The 21,470-nt window shown below is 34.5% G+C and carries 20 protein-coding genes; 15 read left to right on the top strand and 5 right to left on the bottom strand.

From position 1 onward, the window contains the following. The first annotated feature begins 25 nt into the window (after positions 1–25). From pglX to dnaB, 10 genes are all read left to right on the top strand, one after another. Positions 26–3,556, top strand: a complete 3,531-nt coding sequence (gene pglX / locus M1D66_RS22325) for a BREX-1 system adenine-specific DNA-methyltransferase PglX (protein ID WP_242554825.1) — start codon at positions 26–28, stop codon at positions 3,554–3,556. Between the two features lie 79 nt (positions 3,557–3,635). Further along, entirely contained in the window at positions 3,636–6,200 is a 2,565-nt protein-coding gene (gene pglZ, locus M1D66_RS22320; protein WP_242554824.1) for a BREX-1 system phosphatase PglZ type A, read from the top strand. Positions 6,201–6,223: 23 nt separating this feature from the next. After that, entirely contained in the window at positions 6,224–8,254 is a 2,031-nt protein-coding gene (gene brxL / locus M1D66_RS22315) for a protease Lon-related BREX system protein BrxL (protein WP_242554823.1), read from the top strand. Between the two features lie 643 nt (positions 8,255–8,897). Then, positions 8,898–9,716, top strand: coding sequence for a hypothetical protein (locus M1D66_RS22310; RefSeq protein WP_205687785.1), 819 nt, complete (start codon positions 8,898–8,900; stop codon positions 9,714–9,716). A 216-nt stretch (positions 9,717–9,932) separates the two neighbouring features. Then, on the top strand, positions 9,933–10,271 hold the full coding sequence (locus tag M1D66_RS22305; RefSeq protein WP_221839637.1) for a DUF4870 domain-containing protein: 339 nt from the start codon (positions 9,933–9,935) through the stop codon (positions 10,269–10,271). A 3-nt stretch (positions 10,272–10,274) separates the two neighbouring features. Continuing rightward, on the top strand, positions 10,275–10,526 hold the full coding sequence (locus M1D66_RS22300) for a hypothetical protein (RefSeq protein WP_142390979.1): 252 nt from the start codon (positions 10,275–10,277) through the stop codon (positions 10,524–10,526). Between the two features lie 8 nt (positions 10,527–10,534). After that, positions 10,535–11,278, top strand: a complete 744-nt coding sequence (locus tag M1D66_RS22295) for a MerR family transcriptional regulator (protein ID WP_242554822.1) — start codon at positions 10,535–10,537, stop codon at positions 11,276–11,278. A 52-nt stretch (positions 11,279–11,330) separates the two neighbouring features. Then, the gene (locus M1D66_RS22290) at positions 11,331–11,657 is read left to right on the top strand and encodes a nucleoside triphosphate pyrophosphohydrolase (RefSeq protein ID WP_242554821.1); all 327 of its coding nucleotides are present in this window, start codon (positions 11,331–11,333) and stop codon (positions 11,655–11,657) included. 193 nt (positions 11,658–11,850) lie between these two features. After that, complete coding sequence (locus tag M1D66_RS22285; protein WP_242554820.1) at positions 11,851–12,720, top strand: DnaD domain-containing protein; 870 nt, start codon at positions 11,851–11,853, stop codon at positions 12,718–12,720. Continuing rightward, complete coding sequence (gene dnaB, locus M1D66_RS22280) at positions 12,717–14,003, top strand: replicative DNA helicase (protein WP_242554819.1); 1,287 nt, start codon at positions 12,717–12,719, stop codon at positions 14,001–14,003. Before M1D66_RS22285 ends, dnaB begins: the two co-directional genes overlap by 4 nt. 88 nt (positions 14,004–14,091) lie before the next feature. Here the strand turns inward: dnaB and M1D66_RS22275 are convergent, their stop codons facing one another. Beyond that, the gene (locus M1D66_RS22275) at positions 14,092–14,877 is read right to left on the bottom strand and encodes a TrmB family transcriptional regulator (protein WP_242554818.1); all 786 of its coding nucleotides are present in this window, start codon (positions 14,875–14,877) and stop codon (positions 14,092–14,094) included. Between the two features lie 109 nt (positions 14,878–14,986). Between M1D66_RS22275 and M1D66_RS22270 the strand changes: the two genes are divergently transcribed. After that, on the top strand, positions 14,987–15,754 hold the full coding sequence (locus M1D66_RS22270) for a TSUP family transporter (RefSeq protein ID WP_242554817.1): 768 nt from the start codon (positions 14,987–14,989) through the stop codon (positions 15,752–15,754). A 157-nt stretch (positions 15,755–15,911) separates the two neighbouring features. Here the strand turns inward: M1D66_RS22270 and M1D66_RS22265 are convergent, their stop codons facing one another. Both M1D66_RS22265 and M1D66_RS22260 read right to left on the bottom strand, forming a co-directional pair. Continuing rightward, entirely contained in the window at positions 15,912–16,799 is an 888-nt protein-coding gene (locus M1D66_RS22265; protein ID WP_242554816.1) for a DMT family transporter, read from the bottom strand. Between the two features lie 623 nt (positions 16,800–17,422). Beyond that, positions 17,423–17,998: a TetR/AcrR family transcriptional regulator gene (locus M1D66_RS22260; RefSeq protein WP_000999318.1), complete on the bottom strand. Its 576-nt coding sequence runs from the start codon at positions 17,996–17,998 to the stop codon at positions 17,423–17,425. 142 nt (positions 17,999–18,140) lie between these two features. Here M1D66_RS22260 and M1D66_RS22255 point away from each other — a divergent pair, with 142 nt between their 5' ends. Beyond that, positions 18,141–19,616, top strand: coding sequence for an MDR family MFS transporter (locus M1D66_RS22255; protein ID WP_242554815.1), 1,476 nt, complete (start codon positions 18,141–18,143; stop codon positions 19,614–19,616). A gap of 108 nt (positions 19,617–19,724) precedes the next feature. Here the strand turns inward: M1D66_RS22255 and M1D66_RS22250 are convergent, their stop codons facing one another. Continuing rightward, entirely contained in the window at positions 19,725–19,880 is a 156-nt protein-coding gene (locus M1D66_RS22250) for a hypothetical protein (protein ID WP_180985045.1), read from the bottom strand. A 135-nt stretch (positions 19,881–20,015) separates the two neighbouring features. Between M1D66_RS22250 and M1D66_RS22245 the strand changes: the two genes are divergently transcribed. Next, the gene (locus M1D66_RS22245; RefSeq protein WP_049108295.1) at positions 20,016–20,198 is read left to right on the top strand and encodes a hypothetical protein; all 183 of its coding nucleotides are present in this window, start codon (positions 20,016–20,018) and stop codon (positions 20,196–20,198) included. A gap of 92 nt (positions 20,199–20,290) precedes the next feature. Here the strand turns inward: M1D66_RS22245 and M1D66_RS22240 are convergent, their stop codons facing one another. Beyond that, entirely contained in the window at positions 20,291–20,425 is a 135-nt protein-coding gene (locus M1D66_RS22240) for a hypothetical protein (protein WP_001198456.1), read from the bottom strand. Between the two features lie 214 nt (positions 20,426–20,639). On the opposite strand from M1D66_RS22240, the gene M1D66_RS22235 reads away from it, so the two are divergent. Together M1D66_RS22235 and M1D66_RS22230 are read left to right on the top strand one after the other, a co-directional pair. Next, complete coding sequence (locus M1D66_RS22235) at positions 20,640–20,747, top strand: YjcZ family sporulation protein (RefSeq protein ID WP_000540375.1); 108 nt, start codon at positions 20,640–20,642, stop codon at positions 20,745–20,747. Positions 20,748–20,879: 132 nt separating this feature from the next. Next, the gene (locus tag M1D66_RS22230; RefSeq protein WP_001241521.1) at positions 20,880–21,425 is read left to right on the top strand and encodes a GNAT family N-acetyltransferase; all 546 of its coding nucleotides are present in this window, start codon (positions 20,880–20,882) and stop codon (positions 21,423–21,425) included. Positions 21,426–21,470 lie beyond the last annotated feature (45 nt).

The raw sequence follows: 21,470 nt of genomic DNA, 5'->3' as shown, positions 1-21,470 counted from the left end.
TATAAGTAAAATGGAGGAATACATAATGAATAAAACTGCAATTAAAAATTTTGCAGTATCAGCTCGTACGAATTTAATGGACGCTGTAAAGCAAAAAGCGTATGAGCTTGGTATTACAGAAGCTGAAATTAAAGAACCAGAAACATATGAAGATGGATTCCGAATTAATAATAAATTCTTTAAAAGTTATGAATTAGAACAACGTAGAAAACTAATTCAGAAAATCGAAGAAAAAGACTATAAACAAGTAATTGAAGAAGTTTCTTATACGTGGTTTAACCGTTTTATTGCAATACGTTTCATGGAAGTAAACGAATATCTACCAACAGGTGTACGGATTCTTTCTTCAGCGCAAGAGGGGAAAAACGAACCGGATGTTATCGGTGAAGTAACGAATATCGCTGATGATTTAGACTTAAACTTAGACATCGTGTATCAATTACAAGATGAGAACAAAACAGAAGATTTGTTTAAATACATATTAGTCAAGCAATGTAACAAACTCGGTGAAATTATGCCGATGATGTTTGAGGAAATTCAAGATTATACCGAATTACTACTACCGGATAACTTACTTGCGGAAGGTTCCGTTGTTCGAGAGTTAGTTTCCATGATTGAAGAAGATGATTGGAAAGAGCAAGTAGAGATTATTGGATGGTTATATCAATACTATATTTCTGAGAAGAAAGATGAAGTATTTGCCGATTTGAAGAAAAATAAAAAAATTACAAAAGAAAACATTCCGGCAGCAACACAGCTCTTTACACCAAAATGGATCGTAAAATACATGGTGGAAAACTCATTAGGACGTTTATGGCTCGAATCTCATCCCAATGAAGATTTACAACAACAATGGAAATATTACTTAGAAGAAGCAGAGCAGGAACCTGATGTACAAGAGCAACTAGAAAAGTTGAAAAATAAAGAACTCAGCCCAGAAGATATTACAGTATTAGATCCATGTATGGGATCTGGCCATATTCTTGTTTATGCATTTGACGTACTATATAGTATTTATCAACATGCAGGCTACTCTGAACGAGAAATTCCTCAATTAATTTTAGAGAAGAACTTATATGGACTTGATATTGATGATCGTGCAGCCCAACTTGCTTACTTTGCATTAATGATGAAGGCGCGTAGTTATAATAGACGTATTTTTCGGAGACCGGTTGAAGTGAATGTGTGCTCGATTCAAGAGAGTAATCCAATCACCAAAGAAATGATTAGAAATTTAATAGAGAACAGTAAATTTTTAGAGAATAAAGACGCCTTGTTGGGAGCGGCTGAGTATATTATACATATGTTTGAAGATGCCAAAGAATATGGGGCGATTATTAATATAGAAGCAGTGAATTTTGAATTGCTCAGTAACTGGATTGAATATGTTCGAAACACGGACTTCAATAACTTGTTTGTAGAACAGGATAAAGAAGTTTTATTGAAAAAATTCCCGATTTTGATCAGACAAGCGATGATTATGTGTCGGAAGTATGATGTTGTAGTCACAAATCCCCCTTATATGGGGCGAAAGAACATGAATGCACGATTGAATAGATATGTTAGCGATAATTTTTTATCTCCAGAAGATTTTCTTTCTGTTTTCATTGAGGTAGGTTTCAGGTATTTAAAAGACAATGGATTTAATAGTATGATAACAACAGAGTCGTGGATGTTCTTGGGTTCCTTTTCAAAATTAAGAAATTTTATCATTAATAATAAGCATGTTGTTTGTTTAATGCATATGGATATATCACAAATGATTTCTTTTTCAACAGTTGCTACTGTTTGGAGAAATAATGTTCTGAATTCTAAAAGTGAATTTATGTATATTACTGATTCGGATATCCATAATGATTATCCAAGTCGTTTTCCTACAAAGAATATCAGAAACAAAAAAGTTCAAATTGACAGATTCAAACTATACCCAAATACTATATTTGCTTATTGGTGTTCTGAAAAGCTTACATTAGCTTTTAATAATAAAAAAATAAAAGATTATTATAAATTAGATAGCGGAATCAAAACAGGAAATAATGAAGAATTTTTAAGATTATGGCATGAGGTTAGTTGGTTAAAGATTAATCTTTCCCCAAAAAAATATGAAGATATTTATGAGGGGAAATGGTTCAAGTATAATAAAGGAGGAGGGAATAAGAAGTGGTATGGAACATGTGAGTACGTAATAAACCTTGAAAATAATGCTCAAGAAATCAAAAGTAGAGTTAATAAAAGTACTTACCGGTTACGAAATCCTGAAAACTACTTTAAAGCTAATATTACTTGGCCGTTAATTGGCGAACATAAATTTAGCTGTAAATTATCAGATTCTGATACCTTAAATGACGTTACTGCTAATGCAATTTATTTTGAGGGTGAAATTGATTTTAATCTTATTGCTTTTTTAAATTCAAAACCGGCAAACGCAATAATTAACCTTATAAATCCAACAGTTAGTTATCCAATAGATACTATAAGTAATATACCTATTATTAATTTAAACAAGGAGCAGATTGAAAAAAATGCTAAATCAAACATTGTAATTTCCAAAGAAGACTGGAATTCTTTCGAAACATCGTGGGATTTCAAAAAACATCCTTTGTTTCAAATGAAAGAAGAGAGAAATACTATTAGACAGACTTACTTTTATTGGGAACGAGAATTAGAGCGTCGTTTTATTACTGTGAAAGAAAATGAAGAAAAGTTAAACGAAATATTTATTGACCTCTATGGACTGAGGGAGGAATTATCTCCTGAAGTGCTTGATAAAGAAATAACTATTCGAAAGGTGGATTTGACTCGTGACATCAAATCCTTCATCTCCTACGCAGTAGGCTGCATGTTTGGTCGCTATTCATTAGATCAAGAAGGATTAGTATTTGCTGGTGGCGATTTTGATGAAACAAAGTATAAAACATTTAAAGCAGATGCAGATAATATCATTCCAATTACGGATGATGAGTATTTTGAAGATGATATTGTAAGTCGTTTTATTGAGTTTGTTCGTGTTACGTTTAGTGAAGAGACGCTAGAAGAGAATCTTGATTTTATTGCAGAAGCATTAAATAAGAAGGCGAATGAAACATCTCGTCAATGTATTCGTCGTTATTTCTTGAAAGATTTCTTTAAGGATCATGTGAAGATGTATCAAAAACGTCCAATTTATTGGTTGTTTGATAGTGGTAAAAATGATGGGTTTAAAGCTCTCATTTATATGCATCGTTATGATGCTGGTACAGTTGCGGAGGTTCGTACTGATTATCTTCATACGCTTCAACGTAAGTATGAGGCGGAAATTGCACGTCGTGATGTATTACTTGAGTCTGATGCTTCAACAAAGGATAAGACGCGTGCAAAAAAAGAAAAAGAAAAATTGCAAAAACAACTCCTTGAGTGCCAACACTATGATCAAGTAATTGCTCATATTGCAAACCAAAAGGTTACGTTTGATTTAGATGATGGTGTAAAAGTGAACTATGCGAAGTTCCAAAATGTTGAGCTTCCGCAAGGAGAAGGCAAAAAGCCACTTAAGGCTAATTTATTAGCAAAGATTTAACGTGTTATAATATGTGAAAACTACAATAGATTCAGCGGTAACGCTGAGTCTATTTCTTACTATTGAGAGTTGGTGAGGTATGAATACAAAAGAAATAAATCGTGTCCTACAAGATACGTTCAATAAAGAGTTAACAGAAGGAAAGAAGCGTCACATTGTTTTTTGGTATGATGAGCCAGGAGAATTTCTTGAAGATATTGATGAGCTAAATTTAGAGGGTGTTCGTGTTTGGAAATTAACCCCGCATAATATGTTCGCTACTAAGTTAGAAGTAGAAAAAAATGATGTGAATTCTAACTTTTTAATTTATGCAAATATGGCTAAGCCTTCAGCAAGGGAAGATTGGTTACTTGATGTGTATAAATATAGTCAAGAGTTTGCAACAGATAAAATGACTGTCATGATGCGAGAGTTAGGCATAACAAATGATGCTGCTTTGCGAGATGTATTTAAGAAATACACAAAGTTCTTTAAGAGTAAAGAACGTGAAGCATTGTTTAAATCGTTTTCAGTTCCTGAATATACAGAAGAGCAAATTGATCTTACTGTATTAGCATCTTTATGTAAATGTAGTATTGTGAATTTAGATGAAGTAATAAAGGCGTTATTTAGAGAACAACTAAAAGAAACGAATAAGTATTGGGAGAACATTCAAAAGTTTGGTGATGAAGAGACATTTTGGAGCCTTGTAGAGAAAACATATGGCTATAATTTACAAGATAAGTCAATTAATTCACTCCTTATTTTCTTCTTATTAACAAATGTTAGTGAAACATTGGGTGGAGATATACCAAAAACATGGCACCCATACATTTCAGCTATGCCAATGAACGCTATTGTATTTATGAATCAATTTATGAATCATAGTGCGGATGAAGTAATTTACAATGAGCTCGCAAATACGGTGGAAAAACAAGTTAAAGTCACGGAGCATCTGCAAAGTAAAGAAATAAAAGATTATATAACGTCAGATACGTTCCGTTGTTTTGACACAAGCATTATTACTTATATTACAAAACAATTAATGGATGCAATTCATGATTACACGTCATATATAGAAATAATTGCGGCAAGAAGAAAGTTACATTGGTTTAGTGTATTCCGTAATGAGTACGAAGCACTGTATCAAGCGATTCAGTTATTTCAACAAATATATGAAATGGGTAATGCGATTACTGAATCACAGCCATTTGATTTATTTAAAGCATACGAGAGTAAATATCACAATATAGACACGGCGTATAGAAAATTTTATGTAGCATTCGATCAGATTGAAGATAAAGATGGTTTTAGGGCACTTCGAGATAAAGTAGAAAACACATATACAAATGTATATATAAATGATTTAGCAATAAAATGGTCAGATGCGCTTGTGGGGGAACAAGAAAAATATTGGCCAATTGCAGGTCTAGAGTCACAACATACATTTTATCGATCATTTGTACAACCATTCGTTAATAAAGAGGAAAGAGTGTTTGTAATTATATCAGATGCACTCCGTTATGAAGCTGCAAAAGAGTTGTCTAATGTTTTGAATTTAGAACGAAAAGCATCGACTGATATTGTCGCGATGCAAGGTGTTCTGCCTTCGTATACGGACTTAGGGATGGCGACACTACTTCCATATAAGTCAATCACTTTTAATGAAAATGCTGAAATATATGTAAATGATTACAAAGCATCAAGTACAGAAAATAGAGCAATGATTCTTTCAAATCATTATAAAGATTCTACAGCTATTCAATATAAGGATTTAGCCGCAATGAATCGTCAACAATTTCGCGATGTCTTTTCTGGAAAAAAAGTAAGTTATATTTATCATAATGTAATTGATGCACGAGGTGATCATGCAACAACAGAACATGAAGTGTTTCATGCGGTGGAACAAACATTGAAAGATATTCGTTCTTTAGTAAATCAGCTTATTAATACTGTTAGCGCATCTAATATTGTTATTACGGCGGATCACGGATTTATTTATAATCGAGATACATTGCAAGCTAGTGATAAAGTGAAAAAAGATGTGCTGAATACAGATATTGAAAAAAGACGATTTGTTATCTCTAGTGAATCCAATTCTATAGAAGGTACAATGAATTTTTCAATGGACTATGTGTTAGGTGAAGGTTCTGGAAAGTATGTAAAAGTGCCACGAGGGGCGAATCGTTTCGCTGTTCAAGGTACAGGAGCAAACTATGTACACGGTGGTGCGATGTTACAAGAAATAGTAGTGCCAGTAATTAAGTTTAAAAATGATCGTAGTAAGTCTAGTAAGAATGATGTGAGAAAGGTAGAAGTGAAATTAACAAGTTTAACAAGAAAGATTACAAACAGTATTACATATCTGGAGTTCTTCCAAACGGAAAAAATTGAAGATAAGAAAACACCATTGCGCTTAAAGGTTTATTTCACTGATGAAGACGGAAATCGAATTTCTAATGAAAATATTATTATTGCAGATAGTCAGTCTTCTAAGCCAGAGGATCGTACGTTTAAAGAAAAGTTTGTGCTAAAAAGCATGACTTATGATAAAACGAAGAAATATTATTTAGTGTTAGAGGATGAAGAAGAGGCTGTTGAAAATATTTATGAGAAAGTAGCATTTACGATTGATATAGCCATTACAAATGATTTTGGTTTCTAAAAGAAATGTGGGGTTGAGTGGAGATGGAGGATTTAAATATAAAGTTAAACGCACATTTTGCAGGAAAAGTAGTACGTAAAGATTTAACAAAAAAAATTAAAGAAGGTGCGAATGTACCAGTATATGTACTTGAGTACTTGCTTGGTATGTATTGTGCAACGGACGATGAAAAGAGTATGAATGATGGCGTACAAATGGTCAAAAAGATTTTATCGGATAATTTCGTACGTCCAGATGAAGCAGAGAAAGTAAAGTCGAAAGTTAAGGAGCTTGGCAAGTATACTGTCATTGATAAAATTGGCGTAAAATTAAATGATAAAAAAGACATATATGAAGCTGAGTTTTCTAATCTTGGATTAAATGGGGTTCCCATTTCTTCACATTATGTAAAAGAATTTGATAAGCTCCTTGCAGGTGGCATATGGTGTATTGTGAAAATGGAATATTATTTTGATGAAGAATCAAAAGGTAAAAGCCCATTTAGCATTGAGAGCGTTACACCAATTCAAATGCCTAATATGGATTTAGAAGAGATGTTTGAACAAAGAAGGCAATTTTCCAAAGAAGAATGGATCGATGTTCTTATTCGTTCAACTGGTATGGAACCAACTCAATTAGAAGAAACAGTAAAGTGGCATTTGCTTGAAAGAATGGTACCACTCGTAGAGAATAATTATAATTTATGTGAACTTGGGCCGAGGGGGACAGGGAAATCACATATCTATAAGGAGATTTCACCTAATTCGATTCTAGTATCGGGTGGTCAAACAACGGTTGCGAATTTATTTTATAATATGTCGACTAGAAAAATAGGATTAGTTGGCATGTGGGATACGGTAGCATTTGATGAAGTTGCAGGAATTACATTTAAAGATAAAGATGGTATCCAGATTATGAAAGATTATATGGCTTCAGGTTCTTTTGCCCGAGGCCGTGAAGAAAAAAATGCTAGCGCTTCTATGGTTTTTGTAGGAAATATTAATCAAAGTGTAGATGTATTATTGAAAACCTCACACTTGTTTGACCCGTTCCCAGAAGCAATGGCATATGATTCGGCATTTTTCGATCGAATGCATTACTATTTACCTGGGTGGGAAATTCCTAAAATGAGGCCCGAGTTTTTCACAAATGAATATGGCTTCATAACAGATTATTTAGCAGAGTTTTTAAGGGAAATGCGAAAACGTTCTTTCTCAGATGCGATCGATAAATATTTTAGATTAGGGAATAATTTAAATCAACGAGATGTAATCGCAGTGCGTAAAACTGTTTCGGGTTTGATTAAGTTGTTATATCCGAACGGTGAATATATAAAAGAAGATGTGGAAGAAGTACTACGTTACGCTCTAATAGGGCGCAGACGTGTGAAGGAACAATTAAAGAAAATTGGTGGCATGGAGTTTTATGATGTCAATTTCTCTTATATTGATAATGAATCAATGAATGAAGAGTTTGTATCGGTTCCAGAACAAGGTGGAGGAACTTTAATTCCAGAGGGGATGAACAAACCAGGGCATATTTATACAGTTGCTCGTGGAAAGACTGGAATGATTGGTACTTATAAATTGGAAACAGAAGTTGTGAGTGGTAATGGTAAGTTTGAAAAAACGGGATTAAATTCAGATCGAGATGCTAAAGAAAGTATAGATACCGCCTTTCGATTCTTTAAAGCAAATAATAAAAATATAAGTGGTGCTATTAGTACAACAACAAAAGACTACTTAATGCATATTCAAGATATTCATGGTGTTGGATTAACTGGTGAGTTATCGCTTGCAGCATTTATCGCATTATGTTCAGGTGCATTGAATAAACCAGTACAAAGTCAAATGGTTGTATTAGGATCTATTAGTATAAGTGGAACAATTAATAAAGTAGAAGAATTAGCCAATGTATTACAAGTTTGTTTTGATTCAGGGGCAAAAAAAATACTTTTACCGATGGTATCGGCTGTAGATATACCAACCGTACCACCCGAATTGTTTGCTAAATTTCAAATAGGTTTTTATCAAAGTGCAGAAGATGCGGTGTTTAAAGCTTTAGGGGTAGAATAATATAAAAGGCAAATGGGGAAATTCCATTTGCCTTTTGTATTATTAAATAGTAACAATGAAATAGAGATTTATTTTGTGAATAAGTAGTTATATTAGATGTTATAGAAATGCTTATTGTTACCATCTATAACATGTGTACGGGGCTTTCAGAAGAAAGAGAGTACCAATAGTGTCATTCCAATGTGGGAAGGATAAGGAATTGATACTGTCTTTCAACAATGGAAGGGGGGGTAGCGGTCTGAAAGATATGATTGAGAATAGTATTTGGAAGAGGATTGTATATTTTTAATGATGACAAGGTGTTAAAAAATACAAGTGATAATGGAGTTTAAGGATTGTAATTTAGGTTCGTTTTTTAGAAATGATATGATGGAGTTTTTTGCTAACTTATCTTTTATAAATATGAATAAATATGTTGTAAAAGGTTTAGTTAAGTAAAATAGGTGAACTCAAATAGTGTATAGCATTTTTTTATAAATTGTTCTTTGCTTCCAGAATTAAAACCTGTACATATATAGGAATTACTTTTTTTCTTATTATTGTTATAACGTGATATAATGAAATAAGGATAGAAAGAATATAAATGATCCTAAGTTAAAACAAATATTGCTGAAATAAGTAAAAAAGAAAGGAATGTATAAAAATGTTTGCAGGATTAACAATTGAAACAATAAGTAAATTTTCTCCAATTATTGCTATTATTATAACATTGGTTACAGGGGCTTTCATGTATATTTGTGGTCAATTTATAAACGTAGTAACAACTAATGCACTTGATGGACGATTCAAAGATAAATCTAATCAAGTTAAACTTAAATTTTGGTTTTATGCTACAGGTATATTGTTAGGAACTATATTTTATTTAATTTATGCTATAGTTCTTTATCAATGTTTGCATGGGTATCTTTATTCTTTTGCCTTGATTTTAAATGTTATTGTTTGTTTTTTTATGTTTATTTATTTTATTATCACTTTATTACCAATCAAATTGTTTCAAAAAATTATTAAAACGAAGTGGCATTTCATGTTGTTTTTAATCCATATAATTTCCAGTGTATTAATGGTTGCTTCTCTTTCATATGAATATCTCGAAAAAGACAATTATTTAAACTTTTTATGGAATACAGGAACAATAGCTTTTTTATTAAGTATAGTCCATTTTCCTATGCTTATAAAATCTAATAGTGAAAAGAAGCAGAAATTCAAATATGATATTTACCCCATTAAGGAAGAAGAATTTAAAAATATCAAAAATCTAAAATTTGATTACCAAATGGATGAGAACAGGATAGTTTTTTATACAGGAGAATCCGAAGAAAAGACTTCGTATATATATGACTCTTCTTTAAAACTCTACATGAAATGTATTAAGCTGAGTGGAACGGACATTAATACTAATCAACTAAAAACATCTAGTACCATTGAAACTAATACTACAGGTCATGTGGAAAATAATTGTTAATTAACTTAACAAGCCGTGATTTCATTCATGGCTTGTTCTTTTTTCTAGGTATTTAATCAGTAATTGTTATTCATTACATAGTTATAATATAAGCTTTTTTAAACTACATTTCATTTATTGGTGATACCAATTTTCTATATATTTTCCTTGCACCTCCCCCAACGTTACCCCCTAATCTAAAGAAGACAAAATAAAAAAGGGGGGACCAAACCACTCATGAAAACCACCACAAAAGAAAAAAGAAACACCATCATTATGCTACTACTCTCAGCCGTAATAGGAATCTTTTCACCACTACTCATGTACATCACACTGGCACGTAAAAATGAGGTGTACAAGTACCATTGCCGAAAGGCGTTCAACTTTCATTTGTTAATCTTTCTTCTATTTAATATTAGTTCGCGTATTAGTGATGTTTTGTTTTGGATTGTATTTATCTTTGAGGTAGTTCAAGTGATCATTGTTGCGTGGAAAGTAATACGTGATGAACCGTATCGTTATTTCATTCGAATTCCGTTATTTAAAGAAGATAAGTACGCGTTGGAAGGAGAATAGGTGATGAAACAAGAAGTGGAGGTAAAGGGAAAGCAATTTTTTGTTATGGTTGCAGTGTTGTTTATTGCGATTTATATTGTTTTACGAAAAAGAAAGTATGAGTACTTTTATGATGGTATTAGCGAGTATGAAAATCGTTATAGAGGGAATGTTCCTTTTTTATTACTTGTTGTAGGTTTGTTTCAATATTGTAGGCAGAATGAGATGAGTTTTTCTCATATGCTTCAGTATGTGAAAGAGAAGTTATCGGAGTAGGTGATGACATGGCTTGGATGATTAGTGAGTTCGCAAGTGTTGGGGATGTTACGGTGCGGGCGCTTCGTTATTATGACAAGATTAATTTATTAAAACCGAGCGATTATACTGAGGGTGGGCATCGGTTATATACGAAAGATGATCTGTATGTGCTGCAACAAATTCAATCGTTTAAGCATCTTGGTTTTTCGCTTGGAGAAATTCAAAATATTATATTGCAGCGTGATATAGAGACAGAAGTCTTTTTAAGACAGATGCATTTTCAAAGAGAAGTGCTTCTGGCAGAGCAAGAAAGAATTGCGAAGGTGCTTTCGCATATGGATGAGATGACGAAGAAGTTTCAAAAGGAAGAACGAGTGGATGTCGCTTTGTTTTCTTCGTTTTTGCAAACCTTCATATGGGAGAAAGAAAATAAAGAATGGTTAGAGGAACACTTTTCAACGGAGAGTATTCAAGCGTTTTATAATAATAAGGAATTAAAAGAAAAGTTTGATCGGCGTTTTATGGATGTGATAGGGAAGTTGAAAAAGTATAAGGAAGAAGAGAAGGATCCGAGTCATCATGACGTTCAAGTTAATTTGAAGGAATTTTTCAATTTAATAGAAGGAGTAACGAACTATCTTGATATACCTCAAAGTGATATAGAGGATATAATCCAAAAATCAAACCTCCCACTATCCGAATTCCCAGCTCTCTTCACAACCGAAGAAGAAAACTATATAAAAGAAGCAATGCAGCAGTTTAACAACTAGTTAAACTGCTTTTCCATTATAATAGAAGAAAAACCAAACGGAGGAAAACCACATGCCAACTTACAACAAACTAATCCGAAACAAAATCCCACAAATCATAAAAGCTAACGGAAAAATACCCACAACAAGAATCCTACCCAAAGACGAATACATAAAAGAACTCTGCAAAAAAACAGAAGAAGAACTAACTGAATATCTAGAAGCAAATACTAAAGAACATAAACTAGAAGAACTATCCGACCTACTAGAACTAATCAACGCCCTAGCCGAACACGAAGGCACAACACTAAAAGAAATCAACAACATCCGTAAAAAGAAAGCAGGAGAACGAGGTGGCTTCTCAAATCGAGTCTTCCTAATCGAAGTAACCGATAACTAGCCCCTCCTAAGCCCCTTACAAGCCTCTATCAAGTAATAAATCACTAAGAAAAAACAAAACCATAACAAAAACTATAACAAACACCGTAGTAGGAGTCGAAAAAAATTTTGAAATAACACGCCAAAAACCCGGCCATCCTCCCATATATATTATGAAGAGGTTTTCATTTTGAACGGAGACGGGAGGAATTAGGATGGCGGTGTATCGTACTGTGCAGGTGAATTTTTGGCAGGATGATTTTGTTTTGGATTTGACGCCGGAGGAGCGGTATTTTTATGTGTATTTGTTGACTTGTTCGAAGACGACGCAGTGTGGGATTTTTCCTTTTCCGAAGCGGTTAGCTGAGATGGAGACTGGTTATAATCGGGAGACTGTTGATAAGCTTGTGCAGCGCTTTGTTGATTATGGAAAGATTCTTTATGATGCGGATACGCGGGAGTTATTCGTTTTGAATTGGCTTCGTTATAATCCGGTAACAAATACGAATGTGGAGAAGTGTGTGCTTCGTGAGCTTAAGGGTGTGAAGAATAAGGAGTTTGTACATATGTTTCTTCAGAAGTGTGCGGAGGAGGAGATGAATGTTCCGATGCTGTTAGCGCATTTCGGTATGCCTGGTGATTTGGCTATGGATGATGTAGAGCCGGCTTGTGAGGAGGCAGAGGAAGAAGAGGAAGAAGAGGTTGTTCAGGAAGAGACGGGAAGTAAGGTGTTCACGTTTTATGAGCAACATTTTGGTAGTTTGTCTCCTTTTACGGTGGAGGAATTGAATGCATGGATGAATGATTTGTCAGAGGAGCTTGTGCTGAAGGCTCTTCAAATTTCGTATGAGAATAAAAATCGGAAGATGGCTTATGTGAAGGGGATTTTGCGTGGTTGGTACGGGAAAGGGTTTACGAAAGTGTCTGAGGTTGAGGCGGATGCTGCGAATTTCCGGAAGAAGGGGTCGTCTGTTAGTACGGGGGAGACGGAGGAGTTTTTGGCGAGGTGTGAGGAGTGGGAGAAGAATACGCCGTCTGAGGAAGAGTTGCAGCGCTTTTTAGCGGAGCGCGGGTGGCGTCCATGAGTATTCAAAATGTGGAGGCGGAAAAGACGGTGTTAGGCTCTCTATTACTTGATGGAGAGCTTATTAAGGAGTGCCGTTTGACGGAGCAGTATTTTTCTATGCCGGTGCATAAGTCTATATTTCAGTTAATGCGAAAGATGGAAGATGAGGGGCAACCGATTGATCTTGTGACGTTCACTTCTAGAGTGGATCCGAAGTTTTTGAAGGGGATCGGGGGAATGGAGTATTTTATAGGGTTAATGGATGGTGTGCCTACAACTGCCAACTTCTCTTATTATGAGGGGCTTGTTCGAGGTGCCTGGAAAATGTATCAGGCGGGTGTTCTTGGGCACAAGATGGGAGAGCGTCTTATTGCAGAGAAGAGTGAGAAAATTATTGGTGAGACGATTACGGCACTTTGTGAGTTAGAGGAGAAGGACTGTGTATGTGAGTTTGATTTGAAGGATGCGCTAGTTGATTTATATGAAGAGCTTCATCAAGATGCGAAAGAGATTACTGGTATTGAGACGGGTTATACATCGCTAAATAAAATGACGTGCGGATTGCAGGAAGGAGATTTTGTCGTTCTCGGTGCTCGTCCTTCGATGGGGAAGACAGCGTTTGCGCTAAATGTTGGACTGCATGCGGCGAAGTCTGGCGCGGCGGTTGGGTTGTTTTCGTTAGAGATGAGTAGTAAGCAATTATTGAAAAGGGTGGCTTCTTGCGTAGGTGCAGTGTCAGGAGGTAGGCTGAAAAATCCGAAGCATCGTTTTGCGATGGAAGACTGGGAAAAGGTGAGTAAGGCGTTTGCGGAGATTGGTGAGTTACCTCTTGAGATTTACGACAATGCAGGGGTTACGGTGCAAGATATTTGGATGCAAACTCGTAAGTTAAAGAGGAAGCACGGTGATAAAAAGATTTTAATTATTGTAGATTATTTGCAGCTTATTACGGGCGATCCGAAGCATAAGGGCAATCGTTTTCAAGAGATTAGTGAGATTTCTCGTAAACTTAAGTTATTAGCACGTGAGTTAAATGTTTGTGTAGTAGCATTATCGCAATTGTCTCGTTCTGTAGAGTCGCGTCAAGATAAGCGCCCTCTTTTATCTGATTTAAGAGAGACAGGACAAATTGAGCAAGACGCGGATGTCATTATGCTTATGTATCGCGAGGATTATTATGATAAGGAAACGAAGCAGAAAGAGATGACGGAGATTCATGTGGCGAAGCATCGCAATGGGCCTGTGGGGAGTTTTAAGCTGCGATTTTTGAAGGAGTTTGGGCGGTTTGTGGAGGAGAAATAGTGAAAAGATTTGGGTATCGCTTTGCATATAAAATAAAGCATAAGTTTTCCATTGTATTCACTTATGCTTTATTTTTTGAATATGCTTCTTATTTCCCCATAAAGAAAGCTCTTCTCTCTGCAGTAATCCATTGCTCCAAGTCATCTTGGCTACGTCGGACAAGTCGATTTACTAAAACATCATGCCATACATAATCCTCTAATAAGTATATATGAACGGGGTCATCTGTATAAAAAGCAACATTACGCTCTTCAAGTGATGGGCCATAAATCATCTCTTTAGAATCTATCGATAAAATAAACCAATGTTCTGTAGAGAGGGTTTCTGTATAAGCTGTTATACGATGGGCTTCTAGATTTTTAATAGGATTTTCAACATGCAAGGTAATGCCTTGTACTGTGATTTTATCAGCTACCTCAGCTAGATCTTCTTTTAACGCTTCATACATTTCATCCCACATCGAAATGACAATACGTCGTTCAGCTTTTTTTATTAATGCCTGACAATAGCTAATGATGGTTTGATTGTCTTTTAAAGTAATGACTCGATTATCCGTTTTTTCTTCGGAAGTTTCTAGTTTCTTTAATGAATCACTAATTCCTTCATAAGTAGACTGCCATTCTGATTGCGCCTTCTGTAAAAAGATTTCAACAGGTAGAGGTGAATAGCGAGTGGTGTCATTTATTTCTTCCTTCATGACAATTCCTTTTTCTACAAGGTTACCTAAAATCTCATAAATTCGTGCTCTTGGGACACCCGAATCTTTACTTACTTGATAGGCTGTGACAGGCCCTTGTTTCACAAGAGATACATAAGATTTAGCTTCATATTCATTAAAACCAATTTTTTTAAGCTGTTGCACTATGTAGTCCACTTTTTTGTCCTCCGATGTTTGCTGTTATATTTCAACGTTACAATAACTCTTTACATTTAGCAAATCAGTAGTTACTATTACAATAGTGACTAAAGGGGAGGCTACTAATATGGATTTTTATTTAGACCCATCTGTATTAATGATTTTGATTGTTTTTGGATTTGTAGCTGCATTTATTGATTCAGTTGTAGGTGGTGGCGGACTCATCGCCTTACCAGCTTTATTATTTACAGGACTGAATCCAGCAAATGCAGTAGCCACAAATAAGCTAGCATCGACGATGGGAAGTGCAACTAGTAATATTGTGTTTTATCGTTCTGGTAATCTTGATTTGAAATCGGCGTTTAAATTATTTCCAATCACTTTCATAGGTTCCATAATAGGGGCATGGACCGTTCATTTAATGAATCCAGAAGTATTAAAGCCATTAATGCTGATCATGCTCGGTGTGGTCGCTATTTATACGATATTCAAAAAGGATTGGGGAAGTATTTCCACTCATAAAAAATTGTCTGGTCGACACGTCATTATTTTTACCTTTTTTATTTTTATTATTGGTTTTTATGATGGATTTCTAGGTCCTGGTACAGGTTCATTTTTAATGTTTGCTCTTTTATTTATTGGGTATGATTTTTTAAAAGCAGCAGGTAATGCGAAGCTTCTTAATTTAGGAAGTAATGTTGGTGCATTGTTGATGTTTATGTATGTAGGGCAAGTTAACTATGCGTATGGTTTTATAATGGGAATTGCTCAAATTGCTGGAGGGATTGTTGGCTCCAAATTTGCTATAAAAAAAGGGAGCGGGTATGTTCGTGCTCTTTTCATTACAGTAACTTGTTTATTGTTAGCGAAAAATCTGTATGACTATGTGCAGTAAGTAATGTAGAAACGGTGAACTATGCAGGCTACATTAATATAATAATTCCTTTTAACATGTTTTAGATGCTATCTTATTCGAAGATAGCATCTAAAAAAGTCTCATTTAAAAGAGAATGAAAATAATAGTAACAAATATTTTCTCGGGGTATGTTTATCTATTCCATATTCTTTTTATAATTAACTCGTAATAAACTCTTAAAATCCACTTCAGCAATCAACACACTGACTAATATAAGTGTCGCTCCTAAATATCCTTTCCCGGTAAGTGTTTCACCTGTGAAGACGAAAGCAAAGCCTGCGGAAAAGACAGGTTCTAATGAAAAAATAAGACCTGTATGGGTAGGTGTAGTGTATTGCTGGGCAATTACTTGCACGATGAATGCGACTGCGGTGCAAAATATGCTTAAAGCTAATATGATGAGCCATGAGTTGATTGTGCTAGGAAGCTTTGGCGTTTCTATAATGAATGAAAAAATAAGACTAAATAGACCGACGAAACCTAGTTGCACTACTCCAAGTGCAATGGAATTCACATGTTTCGTTACGCTTCCAGTAATGATGACGTGGATCGCATAAAATAGGGCAGACAGTATGCAAAATATATCGCCGTTACCGATTTTGAATTCGCTCGTTAATGTTAATAAGCCGATTCCTATTATCGTTAAAATGATTCCTACTATAACTTTCTTTTCCGGAATGTGTTTTAAAAATATAGCTGATAATATTGGAATGAAAATGACTGTGAGACATAGTAAGAAACCAGCATTAGAAACACTCGTATACTTTGTACCGAAAGTCGCGAAAATATAAACGATAAATAAGACAGAAGCAAGTATAAATGCATATTTTACAGTTTTAAAATCAACTTTGAATAAATGTTTGTAAAATATTAAACCTGATAAAAGAAAAGCGATAATAAATCGTAATGCAATTAAATTATATTCTTCTATGCCATCAAGTCCAAGCTTTGTAAGTAGGATGGATGCACCCCAAAAAAATGTAACTAGTAGTAACATTAAATCCGCTTTTAATTGTAGTTTCATTTCTATTCCCTCGTTATGTATAAATTTTATAAGCCCATACCCCTATCCCCATTTTAAATTTTAATATTAATTCTGAATATTTGTAACTTAAATTTATCGACGGTTTTTTCAGAACAATTGGGAAGTAATAGTATGTATAAAAAAAAAGCCCAGTTTGGAGGGGATTTTTTCTATGTAAAATTTCATTTGTTTTGTTTACATAATATCTTTACAATAATTTGATAAAATAAAGTCAACTGCATATTGTGAGGGTGGTTATCCCTTCTTTCTATTCGGAAGAAAAGGAGGTGATAATATGGAGTTTTGTTTGACCTTGTAAAAGAGTTTGTCAAAGCGACTGTGCGCGAAGCTTCAGCGTATTTTTTGCGGAATCAACTTCTGGATAAGGACAACAAAAAACCCACTCCGCGCCGTCACAAGCAAAGGGGGGGGTTCCGCAAAAAGAAATAGCTTATAATAACCACCACCCTAAGCGGTAGCAGTTAGGGAAGAGATGTGAGCGCATCTCTTCTTTTTATTATATGCCATTTTATTTGATGTCATACTTATATAGTATTCTACGGAAAATATATCATATTCCTATTTTGTGGTCAATTTGATTGAATGATTGAAAAGGTGTAGTCTTATTCCTCTTCAAACTGAAAAATATCCCGATTAATGAGTTGGTGGAGGTACCTATCCATTTCAGCAGCAGAAACGCTTTTTTTATTTTTAAACCACCATGTGCTTAATGAGGTGATTGCCCCTGAATAAAACTCAATGATTAAATCATTTGGTATCGTATGGTTTTTGCAAAGTTGATTTAATGCTTCTATTTCTTGTTTTCTCGTTTCGTGACTTAAATAATGTGTACGGGTAATAAATTGTTCATCAGACATTTGCGTTTCTAATATTTTACCGAGTTCTTCATGATGTAGGAATTGTTCCATTACTTGAAATGGTTTACTTAATCGATCTGAAACCGGTATTTCAGCAATCATCTTGCCGTATCGTTTAAATCCAAATGTTAATAAAGCATCTTTATCTTCAAAGTGTTTATAAAAGGTTGTTCGGTGTACCATAGCGCGGTCACATATTTGGTTAATCGTAATCGTACTATATTTCTGTTTTGATTGCGTCATTAATTCAAATAAGGAATCCCACAGTAATTTATGTGTACGTCTAATACGTAAATCAAGTTGTTTTTCGTTATCATTCATCTACAATTCTCCTTTTTTGTAGATTAAATATACAGTGGTTGAAAATTGATTCTCCCTTTTTAATCTACATATGTATATTATATTACATGTGTTTAGGTATATTTAAAGTTTTTTAAGTAAGAAACAGGAGGAGAATCTGTAAATGAATATGACAACTAAGAGCCCTGCAAGTGGCAAAGTTGATACTTCTAATTTGAAACATACCCCCATTTTAATTGCGTTACTTTTAGGAGCAATGGTTGCATTATTAAATGAAACATTACTTGGTAATGCGTTAACAGTATTAATGAAAGAATTTGACGTAACAGCTTCAACGATTCAATGGCTTTCTACAGCTTACATGTTGGTGGTTGGGGTTTTAGTCCCAATTACAGCGTTACTTCAGCAATGGCTCACAACGAGACAAATGTTTTTGATCGCTATGGTAACGTTTTTAGCTGGTACATTAATTGCGGGATTTGCACCAACATTTTCTGTTTTATTAATCGGCCGTATCGTCCAAGCTATAGCGACAGGGTTAATTTCACCGTTATTAATGAATACGATTTTAATTATTTGTCCGCCTGAAAAACGTGGTGCGACAATGGGATTAATCGCACTTGTGATGATGGCAGCTCCGGCAATTGGTCCTACATTATCTGGAGTAATTGTGGATTCATTAAATTGGCGCTGGTTATTCTATATTGTTATTCCTATCGTGATTATTTCCATTATGATTGGGATGAAGTACATTCAAAATGTTTCAGAGTTAACAAGGCCAAAAGTAGATTACCCATCAATCCTTTTATCGACATTAGGATTTGGCGGATTTGTGTATAGCTTTAGTGCATCAGGTGATTTAGGATGGTCCGATGCGAAAGTATATGGCGCTTTAATTGTTGGGCTTATCTCATTATGTATTTTTGTCGTTCGACAATTAAAAATTGAGAATCCAATTTTAGAATTACGCGCATTTAAAGTTCCGATGTTTACATTATCAGTTGGATTAATTGTCATTGTGATGATGTCGTTATTTTCAACGATGACTTTATTACCGATGTTCCTGCAAACAGTTTTACTCGTTACAGCTTTTAAGTCAGGAATCATCATGCTTCCAGGAAGTATTATTAGCGCTATAATGGGACCAATTGCAGGTAAACTATTTGATAAATTTAGTCCGAAAGTTATTATCGTTCCCGGCATTGTGTTAGTAGGGATTGCAATGTTCTTATTTAAAGGCATTACTCCTGATACATCAATGTTACAAATTATTATTATGCATAGCGTATTAATGGTTGGACTTATGTTTGTCATGACAGCACAAACATACGGTTTAAATCAATTAACACCAGATTTATATCCGCATGGAACAGCACTGTTTAATACGTTGCAACAAGTAGCTGGTGCAATTGGTACAGCTATCTTTATTTCGAAAATGTCTTCAGGAACAACTAAGTATATGGAAAGCTCCGCAAATCCACTGGATCCGGTAGAGAAGTTAAACGGTTTAACTTCAGGATTCCAAGGTGCATTTGCACTTGGGTTAGTCTTTATCATTGTTGCATTTATCGTATCGTTATTCTTAAAAGAAGAGAAAGAAGGAGTAAAGGAAGCGAGAGTTTTACAGAACGAACATTAAGGTTTATATAAAAAAGACATCTTTCCCTAGCAAAGATGTCTTTTTCATATTTTTTTCGTAACACTTGTTTTGGTTGTCTTCATACATAAGAATTGGTATGTACAATATTTATCCTTTTTGAGAATAACGATGCAAAGCTGTGCTAATAACTAAAAGTCCAATAATGAGAGAGTGTGTTCTTATAATAAGTTCTGCCGCTAATAGTTCACCAGATGATTTAGTGACATCGTATATAGATTCTGTTATGAGAATAGGCATAGTCATGATTATGAAGTTATTATATTTACATTAAACGATTTGCGCGTTTTTTATAGTAAAAATTAGAGACTCTTCAATAAAAAGGAATTAAATATGGTATTCTTTAGTTAAGATATTTAAACGAAGACAGGGGAAATGAAGATGGACAAGAAGCTAACGTATTGGCTAGCATCTATTATAGGGGGAGTAGTACTTGCAAAAGGTGGCAAGATAGGTGAAGCTACAGTAATGGATACGGTAGACGAGCAAGTATTCTGTCTCAATACTTTCGGTGATGATGTAACGGCTGCATTAGTTAAATCAGGAGATCTTCAAGCGTTGTAAGGTGTTTTTTCTTTAATATAAAGAAAGCCTCAAGTATTCATATACTTGAGGCTTTTCTAATGGAAAGATAGGAATGATCCGAATTCCTTACATTAAGAACAAAGTGGAATTACTCCTAAACCAATTAATAAAGCTGCAGCAACTGCTGGAATTGGTACAGGAATTTGAATGCCTTCTACAAACAAGAAATACTGACCACTTACTATTTTAAAACAAACTACTTGCATGGCTATTCCTCCCTTCTTTTAGAATTAATACATTATATTAATTAATCTATTTATTGATATAGTTAAATTATTCATTTTTAAAAATATAGTTAATATGTGAATACTTTTCGAAAGGACCTGCTCAATCAATGCGGAAAAACATAAGATGAAACGAATCCATTAAAATACATGAGTGAACCTTAGTTTTCCCCTCTTATCTAAAGGAGGAACTATTATGGGTTATGGTGGTAGTTGTGGCGGTTGTGGCTTCTCGGGAGGCTTTGCTTTATTAGTCGTGTTATTCATTTTATTAATCATCGTTGGAGCTTCTTGCTTCTGCTAAAAACTATTGGAAAAGACACTCATATAGAGTGTCTTTTCTTTCGTGCAAAATGCTTCCTGATATTATCCAACTGTATATAGTATACGGTATATTTTTTCCTCATTAGACATATAAAAATGTTGGAGGGATGTTATGAGACTAGTAGGGAAGCACATTTATATCCGGCTTTATAAAACTGATGATGCTAACGAGTTAGCTAACTTACATATTAGAAATCGCGAATTTTTTCAACGAGTTTGCCCGTTGCTCCCAGAAGTTTTTTATACAGAAGAACATCAAAAAATACGTCTTGAACAAGCTCTAAAAAAGACAGCTGAAGGGCAAGTATACCCTTTTGGAATCTTTTTAAGAGAAAATGATAAACTGATTGGAGACATTTCATTAACTCAAATTGTTAGGGGAGACCTCCAAAGCTGTTATACGGGATTTACTTTAGATAAGGAGCATAATGCAAAGGGCTATACAACAGAGGCTCTTCAACTTGTTGTAGATTTTGCTTTTAGGGAATTAAAGCTACATAGAATTGAAGCAGGAGCGATGCTTGATAATATTGCATCTATTCGTGTATTAGAAAAAGTGGGATTTAAAAAAGAAGGTATAGCGAAAGAAAATATAAGGATTAATGGCAAATGGACAGATCATCAAATATTAGCTATTATCAACAGTTTGGATGTGTAAGCTTATTTTGATTCCAATAACGATAATTATGTAAAGGGCTGTCTA

It is taken from the genome of Bacillus sp. PK6-16 (assembly GCF_056530295.1).
The sequence above is the reverse complement of the archived record's forward strand: the minus strand, read 5'-3'. Positions and strand labels throughout refer to the sequence as shown.